The organism is Microbacterium kyungheense (assembly GCF_006783905.1).
GTDB classification, from domain to species: domain Bacteria; phylum Actinomycetota; class Actinomycetes; order Actinomycetales; family Microbacteriaceae; genus Microbacterium; species Microbacterium kyungheense.
On the sequence record NZ_VFPE01000002.1, the window covers coordinates 485965 to 500691 of the forward strand.

Annotated in this window: 17 protein-coding genes; 9 read left to right on the plus strand and 8 right to left on the minus strand. The window is 72.0% G+C overall.

Features of this window, described 5'->3' with window-relative positions; all coding sequences use genetic code 11:
• Positions 1 to 18 precede the first annotated feature (18 nt).
• The 8 genes from FB391_RS08980 to FB391_RS20085 all read left to right on the plus strand — a co-directional run bounded on the left by FB391_RS08980 (position 19) and on the right by FB391_RS20085 (position 4108).
• Entirely contained in the window at positions 19 to 411 is a 393-nt protein-coding gene (locus tag FB391_RS08980; RefSeq protein ID WP_141894090.1) for an MmcQ/YjbR family DNA-binding protein, read from the plus strand.
• A gap of 68 nt (positions 412 to 479) precedes the next feature.
• Complete coding sequence (locus FB391_RS08985; protein ID WP_141894091.1) at positions 480 to 992, plus strand: hypothetical protein; 513 nt, start codon at positions 480 to 482, stop codon at positions 990 to 992.
• A complete protein-coding gene (locus FB391_RS08990) occupies positions 992 to 1198 on the plus strand; it encodes a hypothetical protein (RefSeq protein ID WP_141894092.1) in 207 nt (68 codons plus the stop codon). Before FB391_RS08985 ends, FB391_RS08990 begins: the two co-directional genes overlap by 1 nt.
• 49 nt (positions 1199 to 1247) lie before the next feature.
• The gene (locus tag FB391_RS08995) at positions 1248 to 2237 is read left to right on the plus strand and encodes a hypothetical protein (protein WP_141894093.1); all 990 of its coding nucleotides are present in this window, start codon (positions 1248 to 1250) and stop codon (positions 2235 to 2237) included.
• A 9-nt stretch (positions 2238 to 2246) separates the two neighbouring features.
• On the plus strand, positions 2247 to 2726 hold the full coding sequence (locus tag FB391_RS09000) for a GNAT family N-acetyltransferase (RefSeq protein WP_141894094.1): 480 nt from the start codon (positions 2247 to 2249) through the stop codon (positions 2724 to 2726).
• Positions 2727 to 2795: 69 nt separating this feature from the next.
• Positions 2796 to 3086, plus strand: a complete 291-nt coding sequence (locus FB391_RS09005) for a hypothetical protein (RefSeq protein WP_141894095.1) — start codon at positions 2796 to 2798, stop codon at positions 3084 to 3086.
• 33 nt (positions 3087 to 3119) lie between these two features.
• Positions 3120 to 3947, plus strand: a complete 828-nt coding sequence (locus FB391_RS09010) for a DNA-formamidopyrimidine glycosylase family protein (protein WP_141894096.1) — start codon at positions 3120 to 3122, stop codon at positions 3945 to 3947.
• Between the two features lie 38 nt (positions 3948 to 3985).
• Complete coding sequence (locus tag FB391_RS20085) at positions 3986 to 4108, plus strand: hypothetical protein (protein ID WP_018172270.1); 123 nt, start codon at positions 3986 to 3988, stop codon at positions 4106 to 4108.
• A gap of 67 nt (positions 4109 to 4175) precedes the next feature.
• Here FB391_RS20085 and FB391_RS09015 read toward each other — a convergent pair whose 3' ends face one another.
• The 3 genes from FB391_RS09015 to FB391_RS09025 form a co-directional block, all read right to left on the minus strand.
• Positions 4176 to 4781, minus strand: a complete 606-nt coding sequence (locus FB391_RS09015) for a carboxymuconolactone decarboxylase family protein (RefSeq protein WP_141894097.1) — start codon at positions 4779 to 4781, stop codon at positions 4176 to 4178.
• 101 nt (positions 4782 to 4882) lie between these two features.
• Positions 4883 to 6406, minus strand: coding sequence for an MDR family MFS transporter (locus FB391_RS09020; protein ID WP_141894098.1), 1524 nt, complete (start codon positions 6404 to 6406; stop codon positions 4883 to 4885).
• Positions 6407 to 6539: 133 nt separating this feature from the next.
• The gene (locus tag FB391_RS09025; protein ID WP_141894099.1) at positions 6540 to 6749 is read right to left on the minus strand and encodes a hypothetical protein; all 210 of its coding nucleotides are present in this window, start codon (positions 6747 to 6749) and stop codon (positions 6540 to 6542) included.
• A gap of 61 nt (positions 6750 to 6810) precedes the next feature.
• Between FB391_RS09025 and FB391_RS09030 the strand changes: the two genes are divergently transcribed.
• Positions 6811 to 8715, plus strand: a complete 1905-nt coding sequence (locus FB391_RS09030; protein ID WP_141894704.1) for an ABC transporter ATP-binding protein — start codon at positions 6811 to 6813, stop codon at positions 8713 to 8715.
• A gap of 28 nt (positions 8716 to 8743) precedes the next feature.
• On the opposite strand, the gene FB391_RS09035 is transcribed toward FB391_RS09030, so the two are convergent.
• From FB391_RS09035 to nadA, 5 genes are read right to left on the minus strand one after another with little or no spacing between them, the layout of a single operon-like run.
• Entirely contained in the window at positions 8744 to 9700 is a 957-nt protein-coding gene (locus tag FB391_RS09035) for a glycosyltransferase family 2 protein (RefSeq protein WP_141894100.1), read from the minus strand.
• 45 nt (positions 9701 to 9745) lie between these two features.
• On the minus strand, positions 9746 to 10891 hold the full coding sequence (locus FB391_RS09040) for a cysteine desulfurase family protein (RefSeq protein WP_141894705.1): 1146 nt from the start codon (positions 10889 to 10891) through the stop codon (positions 9746 to 9748).
• Between the two features lie 31 nt (positions 10892 to 10922).
• Entirely contained in the window at positions 10923 to 11780 is an 858-nt protein-coding gene (nadC, locus tag FB391_RS09045) for a carboxylating nicotinate-nucleotide diphosphorylase (RefSeq protein ID WP_141894101.1), read from the minus strand.
• A complete protein-coding gene (gene nadB / locus FB391_RS09050) occupies positions 11774 to 13378 on the minus strand; it encodes an L-aspartate oxidase (RefSeq protein WP_141894102.1) in 1605 nt (534 codons plus the stop codon). The genes nadC and nadB overlap by 7 nt, the downstream gene beginning before the upstream one ends.
• Positions 13375 to 14727: a quinolinate synthase NadA gene (gene nadA / locus FB391_RS09055; RefSeq protein ID WP_141894103.1), complete on the minus strand. Its 1353-nt coding sequence runs from the start codon at positions 14725 to 14727 to the stop codon at positions 13375 to 13377. The genes nadB and nadA overlap by 4 nt, the downstream gene beginning before the upstream one ends.

Below are 14727 nucleotides of genomic sequence, written 5' to 3' on the forward strand. Positions count from 1 at the left end.
CCGCGTACGCTCAAGGCCATGGCCACCCTCGACGATCTCCGTGCTGTCGCCGCGGGACTCCCCGGCAGTGAGGAGCGCGCGACCACGGGCGGGGCGGCGTGGTTCGTGCGCAGCAAGCTGTTCGCGTGGGAGTGCCAGCCGTGGCCGAGCACGCCCGACGAGGTTCGCCCCATCCTGGCGTCCGAGCTGGTCGTCGGCGTGAAGCTCTCCGATCCGGAGGACGCGCTCGCGCTCCGTGAGATGGACCCGGGGGTGTTCCTGCCGTCGACGTCCCCGTGGGGCGAACCGAAGATCGCGTTCCGCATGGCCGGTATCGACACCGACCACTTCGCCGAGCTCGTCACCGAGGCCTGGCGCGTGCAGGCGCCGAAGTACCTTCGGCGCGAGTACGACGAGTCCGTCGGGGATTGACCGCCCCCGAGGTGGCGGACGCGGCGCCCGGTGCGGCATCCTTCACTTACATCGATCGAGGAGGATGCGTGTCGCATGCCGTCGCCCCCGCAGTGTCCGGAGCGGGACTGGTCGCCGGTCACGCCGTGATCGCACGCATCCGGCGCCTGCTGAGCGTCGCGCTCATCGCCGGCGTCGCCTACGCGACCTTCACCGTGGCGAGCCACGGCGGCTGCGCGGGAGGGATCGCTGGCAGCGGCGGCTTCGTCGACGCCGCCGGGCACCCGACGGACGCGGCTCCGATGTGCGTCCAGCTCACATTGAAGCCGAGCCCCCTCATGTACATCGCGATCGCGGCGATCGTGCTGCTCGCGATCGGACGCGTGCTCAAGGCCGCACACGAGTCGACCGCCGTGCGCACGCTCGACCGGGCGGCGGCCGGCATCGGGGTGCTGACCGTGGTGGCGATCGTCGTCTCGCAGGCGTGGTTCCAGCAGATTCCCCTCCACGAGCTGACGTCGGGGTCGTGGAGCGTGTTGAGCCCGTTCCCGTTCGGGTTCATCGACGTGACGACCGAGCCGATGGCGGGAGTCGCGGGCTGATGGCGGGCACACCGAGCGGGTTCGCCTTCGAGGTCTTCGGCGAACGCGTGGAAGTGCGTCATCACGGGCGTCCCGCGGCGACCCTTCGCGGCGCGACCGCTCGTCGGTTCCTCGACGACGTCGAGCGCCGCGACGCGCAGCAGGTGATGGCACGCGTGACCGGGCAGTACAAGCACGGCAACGAGCGCGTGCGCCACCGCCCCTGACCCCCGTGACGGCGGCACCCGTGACGGCGGTTTGTGCGAGCATCGAGCCGTGACCCCACACGACGACTGGCCGCGACTGCTCGGAATCGATGTCGACCCGGCCGCCGTCGCGGCATCGGGCGAGGCGCTGGAGGCGGTGCTGAATCGGCTGGGCGGGACGAGCGACGGGATGCCGGTCCCCGGCGCACCGGCGCACGGCTGGCGCATCCTTGCCGAACCTTCCGTCCGCCACACGGTCCTGGGGGCGCCCGCTGACCCCGCCGCCGCTCGCTGGCATGTCGTGCAGCTGACCGCCGAGGGCGATCGACGAGCGCTGCACACAGCACCTGAGCTGGCGCCGCTGCGGCCCAGCCGTGCGCAGAGCCGCGCGGGCCTGGAGCTGCGCTGGCCCGCCGTCGTCTCGCGGCATACGCCTCCAGACGAGTTCGTCGTCGATGTCGTGAACACGGGTGCCGCACGCTGGACGCCCGGCGACGACGGAATGCTCGTCATCGGGTCGTTGATCCCGACCGGCGAGGCGCCGCGGGTGTTCGGGTGGATGTCGTCCCAGCAGCAGCGTGGCGTGCCGCTCGACCCGGGGGAGTACCTCCGGGTGCCGGTCACTCACACCAGCACCGACTGGCATGCCCTCGAACCCGGGCGCCACGAACTCCATGCGCACCTGGTCGCGTTGGGCCTGACGACCCCGCTGCCGTTCGTCGTCGAGATCTCGGCGTCCGACCTCACCCGTCTGAGAGCAGCGCGATCCGCGGCCCGGCCGTCGCCGGCGGAGCGACGACGGTCGCTCGAGAACCAGCGCCTGCGCGTCGAGGCGCAGCTGGCGGTGTCGGCCGACCCCGTGCGCCTCATCGAGATCGTCCGCCTCGCCGACAGCGACGATGCGGCCGTCGCCGCGATCGGGGCGTCGTACGCCTACGACCGCGAGATCGCAGAAGTCGTCTACCGCTCCATGCTGAGCGAGCTGCTCCCCGCGAACGCGCAGCGCAGCCGTCGCGAGCTTGCGATGATCGCCCAGTCGATCGAGCAGCTGGAGGGCTGAAGGGGCTGTATGACGGACGACATCGAGATCAGGACCGCGCGGGACGACGAGCTGGAGCGTGTGGTGCGGCTGCGCTGGCTCTGGACGACGGAGCTCGGCGGCACCGCCGACATCGACGAGTCCGCGTTCGTCACCGGTGCCGCGGCTTGGGCGCGCGCCCACCGCGAGACCCACGTTCCGCACGTCGCTGTCGGCCCGGACGGCGCGATCGTCGGCATGGCGTGGCTCGCGCTCACGCCTCGCGTGGCGAGCACGCACAGCCTCGACCGGTGGTCGGGTGACCTGCAGTCCTGCTATGTGCTGCCGGAGCGCCGCAACGGCGGAATCGGGGGCCGGCTCGTCGAGGCCGTGCTCGCCACCGCCCGCGCCCGCGGCGCCGAGCACGTTACCGTCCACACCTCCGCCGGTTCCGTCCGCATGTACGCGCGGCACGGCTTCCAGCCGAATGATCGCCTGCTTTGGGCCGACGCCTCGATCGCCGAACGCTGAGACGAGCATGCGCAGGGGCTCGAAGTCAAGCCCCTGCGCCGGTCAGACTGGACGGGGCATGGTCAGCACATGCGATCGAACGACATCCACCAACTCGAGCTCACCCCGCTCGCGGAGCGCTCGTGGCGGCTGTGCGACCGCAGCGTGGCAGGCTCCGACGCGGCGAGTGTCATCGCCTATGTGGAACAGCTCGACACCGGGGGCTACGAGGCGGTGTGGGTCTCGGTCGGCATCGGCTGCGTCCGGTTCACCAGCATCGAGGCCCTCTTCCGGGCGGCATTGCGGCTGATCGAGCAGTCGGGCAGCCTGGGGCCGTTCAAGCCGTCTCCCATCCCGCACCGCCCGCCCGCGCACGCCTGAGCGCGTGTCTGTGCCCGGTGGCAGGATGGGCGCATGCCTGAGTCACCGGAGGTCGAGGCCCTCGCGCGCTTCCTCGCGCACGCCGGGTCAGGGCGCGAGATCCGCGGCGTCGATGTGCTGGAGTTCCGCACGGTGAAGACACGGGCAGCGCCTCCGTCGTCGCTCGTCGGACGGAAGATCACCGGAGCCGCGCGCCACGGCAAGCACGTCGAGCTCGAGCTCGGCGACGTCAGCCTCGTCGTGTCGCTCGGACGCCACGGATGGATGCGGTGGCTCGATGCCGACGCCGCCGAACCCGAGGCGGAAGAGCCGCCGGCCCTCGCTGTGTTCGAGCTGTCGGACGGCGTCACCCTTCAGGCGACGGATGCCGGCAACTGGGTGTCGCTCGGGCTGTCGGTCGTCGGCGACCCCACGGAGGTCCCCGCGATCGCGAAGCTGGGGCCGGACCCGGCCGACCCGGCCTTCACCCGTGCGGCCTTCGACGCCGCGCTCGGCGGGCGCCGCAAGCAGGTGAAAGCGATCCTGCAGGAGCAGGAGTCGCTCGCGGGCATCGGCAACGCGTACTCCGACGAGATCCTCCACCTCGCGCGGGTGTCGCCCGTCGTCCACGCCGCCGCGCTGGACGAGGCGGCCGCCGGCCGGCTGTTCGATGCCACGGTGTCGACGGTGCGGGGTGCGATCGACGCCCAGAGCGGCATCCCGATCGATCGCCTCAAGGCTCAGAAGGTGGCGTCGATGCGCGTGCACGGGCGTGCGGGCGAGGCGTGTCCGGTCTGCGGAGACACGATCCGCGACTTCGCGTTCGCCAGCACCACCGCACAGTACTGCCCGACCTGCCAGACGGGCGGCGAGCCGCTCTGATCGACCCGACGGCCCGCCCCGCGGGTAGCATTGGACCCATGAGCACCCCGCAGCAGCCGGCGACCATCACCCTCGCCCCCGTGCCCGACGACAAGAACCTCCTCACGGTCGTCGACGCCGGCGACTCCTGCTGCGGCGGCGGCAGCTGCAGCATCGGCTGACGGGTCATCCTGCGCTGAGTCGCTGATCACCGCCGGATTCGGCCTCGTGCTGATCGGGTGGCGGCCCTCATCCGCCACTGGCGTCACGCGCGACCTCGTCGGGCCGGGCGTCACGGAGCGCCGACGACAAGGCCGGGCTGAGGCCGGGGACCTCGTCGACCGGCACCGCGAGCGCCTGGAGGGCGCGGCTGAAGAAGTTGCGCGCTGCCGCCGCGAGGGTCAGGTCCACGATCTGCCGGTCGGTGAATCCGACCTCGCGCAGGCGCAGCGTGTCGTCATCGGTCATGCCGGCGGCAGCCGTCGACACCTTCTCTGCGAACTCGAGCACCGCGCGATCTGCCTCGTCCAGTCCGCTGCCGGGCTCGTCACGGACCAGCGCGGCGAGCTGGTCCTCATCCAGCAGGCCGGCGCGCAGGCTCTTGCGCCCGTGCGCGAGCAGACAGTGCTGCGAGCCGATCGCGCGCGCGGCACCGAGCGTCGCGAGCTCGTAGTTGCGCAGGCCGATCGAGGGCACGATCGCGCGGATGAGCGCCTCGAACGCCTGATGGGCCTCGGGGTTCACCGCCATGGCGCGCGTGTGCGCGAAGACGATCCCGTCCTCACGCAGGTCGCCGGCGTACATGTCGGCGACGTGACCGGTGGCGGTGTCGATCTCAGGGGTGGTGACGATCATGGATGCCTCCCAGCAGGTGCGTCTTGGGTGCATCCAGAATCACCGATGCCCCGCCCCCTGTCGAGGGAGCGGGGCATCGGTGAGATACGCAGCGGAACGGATCAGTGCCCGGCGGGCATGCCCTCGGGCTGGTCTGCCGGCTTGCGGATGAGGAACGCGCCGACCAGCAGCGGCAGCGAGAGGATCGCCGCCGTCAGGAATGCCGCATGCGTGCCCGCGGCGCCGGCGGTCACCGCGTCGGCACCCGCCTCGGTCGCGCTGGACGTCGCGGCGGCCATGACGCCGAACATCAGCGCGATGCCCGCGGCGCCGGCGACCTGCTGCGCCGTGCCGACGACGGCCGACCCGTACGAGTAGAACTTCGGCTGCAGTGAGCCGAGCGACGCGGTGAACAGCGGCGTGAACGACAGCGCGAGCCCGATCGACAGCACCGTCTGCGCGATCGCCAGCACCCACACCGGCGTCGCCTCTGTGAACGTGGTGTAGTACCACAGCATCGCGCTGGTGATCACGGCGCCCGGTACGAGGAGGATGCGCGTGCCCCAGCGGTCGTAGATGCGGCCGATGAAAGGACCGGCCAGACCCATCGCGAGCGCACCGGGAAGGACGATGAGACCGGTCGTGAGCGGATCGACGCCGAGGACGTCCTGCACGTACAGCGGCACCACGGTGATCGCGCCGAAGAACGCCATCGACATGATGGCCATCTGCGCGATCGACAGCGAGAAGTTCGCGCTGCGGAACACGCGGAGGTCCAGCAGAGCGTCGTCCTTGCGCTGCAGCACCACCTGGCGCCAGCCGAACAGCCCGAGCGCGATCACGCCGACGGTGAGGGCCACGACCAGGGTAGTGGTCGACGCGGCGTTCGCTGCCGCGGCATCCGCCCCGCCGCCGTGCCCGCCCGCGCCGAGCTGGCTGAGGCCGAACACGAGACCGCCGAACCCGAGGGCCGACAGGATCACCGACAGCACGTCGATGGGCGCGTGCGTGGTCTCGCCCAGGTTGTGGATCCACCGCGCGCCGACGACGAGGGCGACGACCGCGATCGGCAGCACCACACCGAAGATCCAGCGCCACTCGAAGTTGTTCAGCAGGGCGCCGGCCAGCGTCGGGCCGATCGCGGGTGCGAGCGACATCACGATGCTGACGCGGCCCATCATGCGTCCGCGGATCGCGGGGGGCACCACCGTCATGAGCGTCGTCATGAGCAGCGGCATCATGATCGCGGTGCCGGAGGCCTGGACGACGCGGGCCACGAGCAGCATCGTGAATCCCGGCGACAGGAACGCGATCAATGTCCCCACCGAGAACAGGCCCATGGCCGCGACGAACATCGTGCGGGTCGTGAACCGGCGCAGCAGGAATCCGGTGATCGGGATGACGACGGCCATCGTCAGCATGAAGGCGGTGGTCAGCCACTGCGCGGCGAGCGCGGTGATGCCGAGGTCGGTGATGAGGTGCGGGATCGCCACACCCATCGTGGTCTCGTTGAGGATGGCGACGAAGGCCGCTGCGAGCAGCAGCCACACGACGCGGCTCTCTTCGGGGCGCAGCGCCGGGGCGGCGCCGGGCATCGAGGCAGCGGGGATGCTGCCGGTTCCGGGGGTCGTTTCGACGGCGGCCATAGGTGGTCTCCTCGCGGCTCGGATGGACAGCAGTGTGCCATCCGAGGATGGCAAGCTTCCAAGGTAACCGCGGGGTCCGACATCGCATTCCCGTCGAGGGGAAAATGCGGAGCCGGCGGGCCGCTGCCGCGGGTCAGCTGTCTGCGGGGCCCTCGTCGCGAGCGTTCCAGTCCTCCGAGCCGATCGAGTCGGTCGGCTCGGGCGTGGGCTCGCGCTGTTCCACGAAATGCGGCAGCGGGTTCACGATCTCTTCGTGCGGGATCGCCTTGAGCTCGTCGATCTCTGCGCGGAGCTCCGCGAGGTCGCTGCCGTCGTGTTCGGGGGCGTCGGGAGTCGAGGTCATACCGCGAGCCTAGCGTCGCGCCGCCCATGTCGACACGCTCACTAGGCTTGACGGGGTGAGCATGCGCGGTGGTGGTGGCGGGGGAGGGCATCCCGGGTTCCGGCCCGTCGACACCGAGGCGCAGCGGCGCGCGAACGCCTCGGCCCCGCGCATCCCGAATCTCGGCGCCCGCGTGGTGGGCCTGTTTCGCCCGTACCTGTGGTCGATCGTCTTCACCGGTGTGCTCGTCGTCGTCGGCGCCGGCATCGCGGTCATCCCGCCGCTGCTGGTGCAGCGCGTGTTCGACGACGCGCTGTTCCCCGTGGACGGCTCGGCGCCCGACCTCGCTCTGCTGTGGCGGCTCGTGCTCGCGATGATCGCGCTGTTCCTGCTGGGCGCCGGCGTGGGCGTGCTGCAGACCTGGCTCACCTCCACCGTCGGCAACCGGGTCACCGGGGACCTCCGCACGAAGCTGTTCGACCACCTCCAGTCGATGGAGCTCGCCTTCTTCACACGCACCAAGACGGGCGTGATCCAGTCGCGGCTGCAGAACGACGTCGGCGGGGTGTCGGGCGTGCTGACCAACACCGTGACGAGCATCCTCGGCAACGCGGTGACGGTCGTGGCCTCGCTCGTCGCGATGATCATCATCGACTGGCGCCTCACGCTGATCGCCGTCGTGCTGATGCCGTTCCTCGTGATCGTCCAGCGGCGCGTCGGCCAGGTGCGCGCACGCATCGCCGGTGAGACGCAGGAGTCGCTGTCGGAGCTGACGTCCATCACGCAGGAGACCCTGAGCGTCTCGGGCATCCTCCTGTCGAAGTCGTTCAACCGGCAGCGCACCGAGTCGGCGCGGTACTCGGACGAGAACACCAACCAGGTGCGGCTGCAGGTGCGGCGCGCCATGAGCGGTCAGGGCTTCTTCGCGGTCGTCCAGGTGCTGATGGCCAGCGTGCCCGCGGTGATCTACCTCGTGTCGGGGTACTTCATCTCGGACGGCGCCGACGCGATCACGGCGGGCACCATCGTCGCCTTCACGACCGTGCAGGCGCGTCTGCTCATGCCGCTCATGGGCCTCATGCGCGTCTCGCTCGACCTGCAGACGTCGTCGGCACTGTTCGCCCGCATCTTCGAGTACCTCGACCTCGTCCCCTCGATCCAGGACGCCCCCGACGCCCTCGACGTGGCCGCGGCGCCCGGTCCGCTGGGACGGATCGAGTTCCGCGACGTCGTCTTCCGCTATCCGGATGCCGCGCCCGATGCGCATCCGACGCTGCGGGGCGTGTCGTTCGTCGCCGAGCCCGGCCAGCACGTCGCGTTCGTCGGTCCGTCGGGTGCCGGCAAGACGACCGTCCTCTACCTGACGCCGCGCCTGTACGAGGCGTCAGACGGATCCGTGCTGTTCGCGGGCGAGGAGGTGCGGCATCTGGGGCAGGAGTCCATCATCGACAGCGTGGGGATCGTGTCGCAGGAGACGTACCTGTTCCACGCGACGATCCGTGAGAACCTCCGCTACGCAAAGCCCGACGCGACAGACGCCGAGCTGGAGGCCGCCTGCCGCGCCGCGAACATCCACCACGTGATCTCGGGGTTCGAGAACGGCTACGACACGGTCGTCGGCGAGCGGGGCTACCGTCTCTCGGGCGGTGAGAAGCAGCGCATCGCGATCGCGCGCGTCCTGCTGAAGGACCCGCCGGTGCTGCTGCTGGACGAGGCGACCTCGGCACTGGACACCGTGTCGGAGCGGGTCGTGCAGGAGGCGCTGGATGCCGCGTCCCGCGGCCGCACGACGCTCACGATCGCGCACCGCCTGTCGACGGTGATCGCCGCCGACGTGATCCACGTCGTCGAGGGCGGACGCATCGTGGAGTCGGGCACCCATGCCGAGCTGATCGCCGCCGGGGGTCTCTATTCCGAGCTCGCCGCGCAGCAGCTCGCGTCGTCGCGCATCCTCGAGGCCGAACAGGCCCTGGAGCGCGAGGACTGACGGCTCACCGCCGCGCCGTGCGGCGGACCTACCAGAGCCGTGCGGCGGTGATCGCCGTGGCGGCCGGTTCGGCGAGTTCCACGCCGTCGGCGCGCGCCCACAGCCTGCGGACGAAGGCGCCGAGCTCGCGTCGATAGGCAGGATCGGCGTGGTCGCGCGCGAGGTCGACCAGCGGCGGCAGATCCATCCCGAGGATGAGGCGTACGCGAGCGGCCGCCGCGCGGGTCTGGCCGGCGGCATCCAGCACGGCGATCCCGCCCGTGAGCGCCTCGAGATAATCGCGCATCACCGGCAACTCGCCCTTGTGCTGCGTGATCGACGATCCGTCCGCCCGCTCGCGCCACTCCACCACCACGTCGGGGATGACGTCGAACGCCCGCGCGCGGGTGTAGAGCTGCTGCGCGACGATCTGGTCCTCGTAGGCCTTGCCGACCGGGAAGCGCACCCCGGTGCGCCGCCAGAGCTCGGTGCGGCTCACCTTCGACCACGCGACGATGTTGCCCGACGCCTCGGGGTGGACGTCGAGGGTCGTGCCGGTGCGCGCGGGATCGGTCGCCGCGGCCACCCACGGCTGCACCGATCCCGCGACGTAACGGCCGTCGGCCTCCGGACGCAGGCGCACGTACGCGCCGAGCACGACGTCGCTGCCGCTGCCGCTGATCGTGCCGACGAGACGTTCGAGGGCGCGCGGGGTGTAGCGGTCGTCGGCGTCGAGGAAGCCGACGAGCGGCGTGCGCACGAGGTCGAGCCCGGTGTTCCGGGCCGCGCTCAGTCCGCCGCGCTCGCGGTGGTGCACGACCTGGAAGCGGTCGTCGTCCGCTGCCGCGGCGTCGAAGAGCGCGCCGGTGTCGTCGTTCGACGCGTCGTCGACGAGGACGGCCACCCAGTCGGTGAAGGTCTGTGCGCGGAGCGATTCGAGCGCCTCGGCGGCGTACGGGCCGACGTCGTAGCCGGGGACGATGACGGTCACGACAGGGCTCTGCACGTCCCCGATCCTAGGGTGCCGCGTGGGTGCGCCGGCCCGCCGACGTCATCCCGCGACCGCGGCGACCGAGGCTTCGACCGCGTCGGCGACCGCATCGAGGGGCGCGTTCAGCCAGCGCGGGAAGGTGAAGCGCACGGCCGTCTGCGCGACCTCGGGGGCGATGCCCATCGCCACGAGGACGTGCGAGGGCTCGTCGCTGCCGGCCGCGCAGGCCGACCCGCTCGACGACACCACACCGCGTCGCTCCAGCTCGAGCAGGACGGCCTCGCCGCTCGTTCCGGCGAACGTGAAGCTCGCCGTGCCGGGGAGCCGGTGCTCGGGGTCGCCCGTGAGCCGCGCGGACGGCACGCGCTCCAGGACCCGGGCGATGAAGCGGTCCCGGATGCCGCTGACGCGGTCGGATGCCTCTTCGCGTTCCCGCTCGGCGAGCTCCAGTGCGGTGGCGACCCCGACGGCGCCGGCGACGTCCTCGGTCCCGCTGCGGCGTCCGCGCTCCTGGCCGCCGCCGTGCAGCAGCGGCTCCAGCGGGATGCGTCCCCGCACGCCGAGGACTCCGGTGCCCTTGGGCGCTCCGAGCTTGTGGCCGGCGAGCGAGATCGCGTCGTAGCCGAGCACGGCGGCCGACAGCGGCAGCCAGCCCGCCGCCTGGACGGCGTCGAGGTGCAGCGGCACGCCGCGCGCGTGCACGGCCGCCGCGAGGGCCGCGGCATCCTGGATCGTCCCGATCTCGTTGTTCGCGTACCCGACGGCGACCAGCGCGGTGTCGTCGCGCAGCGCGGCGGCGACGGCATCCACCGACAGGCGGCCGTGCTCGTCGACCGGCACACGGCTCGCCTCGAAGCCGTGGACCCGCTCGAGGTACGCGACCGATTCGAGCACCGACTCGTGCTCGATGGGCGTCGTCACGACGTGCGCGCGCCGATCCTCGCGCCGGAGGGCCGCGGCGATGGCGATCCCCTTGATCGCGAGGTTGTTGGCCTCGGTGCCGCCGCTCGTGAACACGATGTCGCCGGCGCGCAGTCCGAGCACGCGCGCGACGCGGCCACGCGCGTCGGCGAGCGCTTCGGCCGCGGCCTCGCCGACCGTGTGATGGCTCGACGGGTTGCCGTACCACCGCGTAAGGTACGGCATCATCGCCTCGAGCACCTCGGGCCGCACCGGGGTGGTCGCCGCGTTGTCGAGGTAGAGCATGCTCATCGGGTTCTCCGGGAGGGGGATGCGGTCAGGCCGCGTCGATCCGGACGTCGAGGCCGACGTCGAGAGCGCGCGCCGAGTGCGTGAGCGCGCCGACCGAGATGACGTCGACCCCGGTCTCGGCGATCGCGCGGACGGTCTCCAGCGAGACACCGCCCGATGCCTCGACGGTCGCCCGGCCCGCGACCTGGGCGACGCCCGTGCGCAGGTCGTCGAGCGAGAAGTTGTCGAGCATGATCGTGCCGATGCCGGCGGCGAGCACGGGCTCGATCTGGTCGAGCCGGTCCACCTCGACCTCGATGTGGGTGGTGTGGGGCAGGAAGTCCTTCGCCGCGAGCAGCGCGTCGGTGGGCGAGACCCCCTTCTGCGCGAGCACCGCGAGGTGATTGTCCTTGGCCATCACGGCATCCGAGAGCGAATGGCGGTGGTTGCGCCCGCCGCCGTCGCGCACGGCCTTGCGCTCGAACGCGCGCAGCCCGGGCGTGGTCTTGCGGGTGTCGGCGATCCGCGCCCCGGTGTGGGCGACCTCGGCGACGTAGGCGCCGGTGAGCGTCGCGATGCCCGACATGCGCTGCACGAAGTTGAGGCCGATGCGCTCGGCCGTGAGCACGCCGCGCGCGGGGCCCGTCACGACCGCGAGCACGGCGCCCAGCTCGAACCACTCGCCGTCCTCGACCACCAGCTCGACGCCGATGCGCGGATCAGTGAGCCGGAAGGCGGCCTCGAAGACCTCGCCGCCCGAGAAGACGCCGCGCTCGCGTGCGACCAGATCGGCGCGGGCGACCGCATTCTCGGGGATGAGTGCCTCGCTCGTGAGGTCGCCCCAGGGTGCGTCCTCCTCCAGCGCGGCGCCGACGGCGCGGTCGATCACGGCTCGCGTCAGCATGCGACGGCCTCCTTCTCGGGCGCGGCGGCCACCGCGCCAGCATCGTCGGAACGGTAGTGGGCGCCCACCGAGCCCCGGCGAGCGCGGGCGGCCGCGACCGCCCGCTCCGCCACGAGCAGCAGATTCTCGTCCTCGAAGTCGCGCTCGGTGCGCGGGGTGCGCGGCTGCGCGCGCCACGACGCGATGAGGGATGCCGCGTGGCCGAGGCCCGCTTCGTCGCGCACGAGTCCCGCGTCCTCCCACATCAGCTCCTGCAGTGCGTGGCGGGAGAACGCCGGGGCGTCCGCCGCCGGCGCGGGGGCGGGGATGTCCGCCGGGGCGGGAGCGCTCGCCGCGGGCCAGGCGCCGGAGGCGGCGTCTGCCGCGACCGCGTCGCCCGCGCGGGCGCCGAACACCGCCCCTTCGAGCAGCGAGTTCGAGGCGAGCCGGTTGGCGCCGTGCACGCCGGTGCGGGCGACCTCGCCGACGGCGTAGAGGCCCGGCAGCGACGACCGGCCGAAAAGGTCCGTCGTGACGCCGCCCATGAGGAAGTGCGCGGCCGTGGTGACGGGGATGGGCTCCCGGGCCCAGTCGAGGCCCCGCTCGCGCACCGCGGCGTCGATCGTCGGGAAGCGGTGGGCGAGGAACGCGCGGCGCTCGGCCTCGGTCGGGCGCAGTCCGGTCGCGTCGAGGAGCACGGGGCGTTCGTCCTGCAGCTCCATCTGGTGCGCGATCGCCCGGGCCACGACGTCGCGCGGGGCGAGTTCGCCGTCGGGGTGCGCGTCGAAGGTGAACCGCCGCCCGTGCTCGTCGATCAGCGTCGCGCCCTCGCCGCGCACGGCCTCGGAGACCAGGAACGGGGCGCCGGCCGCGGTGCCGGCGGCGTCGGCTCTGCCTGTCAGCACCGTGGGATGGAACTGGAAGAACTCGAGGTCGCGCACGTCGGCGCCGGCGCGCAGCGCCGCGGCGATCCCGTCGCCGGTCGCGACGGGCGGGTTCGTGGTGTGCGCGTACAGCTCGCCGGCGCCGCCCGTGGCCAGCACCACCGCATCGGCGACGATCGTCTCGTGGCGGCCGGGGACCCCGGGGGCGTCGCCGACCAGCAGCTCGACGCCGCGCACCCGGCCCGCCGCGACGACGAGGTCGACGAGGAAGGCGTGCTCCACCACCTCGACCGCGCTCGCGCGCAGCCGCGACACCAGCGCCTTCTCGATGACGGTGCCGGTGGCGTCGCCGCCGGCGTGGAGGATGCGCGGGTACGAGTGCGCGGCCTCGAGCCCCTTCACGAATCCGCCGCTCGCGTCCCGGTCGAACGCGACGCCGAGGGCGATGAGCTCGCGGATCCGGTCCGGCCCCTCGTCGACGAGCACGCGCACGGCGGCCTCATCGCCGATCCCGGCGCCGGCGACCAGCGTGTCGCGCACGTGGTCCTCCGCTCGGTCGTCGTCGAACATGACTCCCGCGATGCCGCCCTGTGCGAAGCGGGTGTTGGCGTGCTCGAGCACGTCCTTGGTGACGAGGGTCACCCGGCAGCCGTGCTGCACCGCGTGCAGCGCCGTCAGCAGCCCGGCGATGCCCGAGCCGACGACGATCGCGTGCGGGGCGCCGGATGCGGTCATGAGGCGTTCTCCCAATCGGCCGCGGGGGCTGCCGGCGGCTTGGCCGCCAGCATCCGCTCCAGCGCCAGGCGCGCCGGCTCCGCGACGTCCTGCGGGACCGTGATGCGGTTGCGCACCTCGCCGTCGACGAGGCCCTCCAGCACCCAGGCGAGGTAGCCCGGGTGGATGCGGTACATCGTCGAGCACGGGCAGACCACCGGGTCCAGGCAGAAGATCGTGTGCTGCGGGTGCTCGGCGGCCAGACGCTGCACGAGGTTCACCTCGGTGCCGATGGCGAACGTGGTGGGTTCGGTCGCGGCCTCGATCGCCTTGCGGATGTAGTCGGTGGAGCCGGACTCGTCGGCCGCGTCGACGACCTCCATCGGGCACTCCGGGTGCACGATGACGCGCACGCCCGGGTGCTCGGCGCGGGCGGCGGCGATCTGGTCGACCGAGAAGCGGCGGTGCACCGAGCAGAAGCCGTGCCAGAGGATCACGCGGGCATCGGCCAGCGTCTGGGCGTCCGAGCCGCCGTACGGCTTGCGCGGGTTCCACATCGGCATCTGCTCGAGGGGCACGCCCATCGCCTTGGCGGTGTTGCGGCCGAGGTGCTGATCGGGGAAGAACAGCACGCGACGACCGCGCTCGAAGGCCCACTCCAGCACCGTCCGCGCGTTGGAGGACGTGCACACGATGCCGCCGTGACGGCCGACGAAGCCCTTGATGGCGGCGCTGGAGTTCATGTAGGTCACCGGCACGACCGGCACCAGGCCGTCGGCATCCACCGCGTCCATGTCGCCGTAGATCTCGGCGAGCTGCTCCCACGCGTCTTCGACCTGGTCGATGTCGGCCATGTCGGCCATCGAGCAGCCGGCGGCGAGGTTCGGCAGGATGACGGCCTGCTCAGGGCGCGACAGCAGATCGGCGGTCTCGGCCATGAAGTGGACGCCGCAGAAGACGATCGCCTCGGCGTCGGGATGCTCGAGCGCCGCGTTCGCGAGCTGGAAGGAGTCGCCCACGTAGTCGGCGTGCACGACGACCTCTTCGCGCTGATAGAAGTGGCCGAGCACCACCACGCGGTCGCCGAGGGCCGCCTTGGCCGCGCGGACGCGCTCGGCGAGCTCCGCCTCGGACGCCTCGCGGTACTCGCGGGGCAGCTCGCCCTGGCGCGGCGAACCCGTGGGGATGACGTCGCCCATCGACGAGCCGGGACCGTAGCCGGGCCGGACGTCGAAGTCCCACGGTCCGGCGGCGAGATCGGTGTTGCAGGTCTCGCCCTGCAGCGCGCCCGACACGATCGCCTGGATCTCGTGGTCCACAGAGGGATCGAGCTCGGGCCGGGGCTGGAGGGTGATGTTGACGGCGGGCAT

Excerpts from the sequence above, each read along its gene's own strand:
- FB391_RS08980 (WP_141894090.1), top strand. The coding sequence starts at position 19 with ATGGCCACCCTCGACGATCTCCGTGCTGTCGCCGCGGGACTCCCCGGC.
- FB391_RS08990 (WP_141894092.1), top strand. The coding sequence starts at position 992 with ATGGCGGGCACACCGAGCGGGTTCGCCTTCGAGGTCTTCGGCGAACGC.
- FB391_RS09000 (WP_141894094.1), top strand. The coding sequence starts at position 2,247 with ATGACGGACGACATCGAGATCAGGACCGCGCGGGACGACGAGCTGGAG.
- FB391_RS09005 (WP_141894095.1), top strand. The coding sequence starts at position 2,796 with ATGCGATCGAACGACATCCACCAACTCGAGCTCACCCCGCTCGCGGAG.
- FB391_RS09010 (WP_141894096.1), top strand. The coding sequence starts at position 3,120 with ATGCCTGAGTCACCGGAGGTCGAGGCCCTCGCGCGCTTCCTCGCGCAC.
- FB391_RS20085 (WP_018172270.1), top strand. The coding sequence starts at position 3,986 with ATGAGCACCCCGCAGCAGCCGGCGACCATCACCCTCGCCCCCGTGCCC.
- FB391_RS09015 (WP_141894097.1), bottom strand. The coding sequence starts at position 4,781 with ATGATCGTCACCACCCCTGAGATCGACACCGCCACCGGTCACGTCGCC.
- FB391_RS09020 (WP_141894098.1), bottom strand. The coding sequence starts at position 6,406 with ATGGCCGCCGTCGAAACGACCCCCGGAACCGGCAGCATCCCCGCTGCC.
- FB391_RS09025 (WP_141894099.1), bottom strand. The coding sequence starts at position 6,749 with ATGACCTCGACTCCCGACGCCCCCGAACACGACGGCAGCGACCTCGCG.
- FB391_RS09030 (WP_141894704.1), top strand. The coding sequence starts at position 6,811 with ATGCGCGGTGGTGGTGGCGGGGGAGGGCATCCCGGGTTCCGGCCCGTC.
- FB391_RS09040 (WP_141894705.1), bottom strand. The coding sequence starts at position 10,891 with ATGCTCTACCTCGACAACGCGGCGACCACCCCGGTGCGGCCCGAGGTG.
- nadC (WP_141894101.1), bottom strand. The coding sequence starts at position 11,780 with ATGCTGACGCGAGCCGTGATCGACCGCGCCGTCGGCGCCGCGCTGGAG.
- nadB (WP_141894102.1), bottom strand. The coding sequence starts at position 13,378 with ATGACCGCATCCGGCGCCCCGCACGCGATCGTCGTCGGCTCGGGCATC.
- nadA (WP_141894103.1), bottom strand. The coding sequence starts at position 14,727 with ATGCCCGCCGTCAACATCACCCTCCAGCCCCGGCCCGAGCTCGATCCC.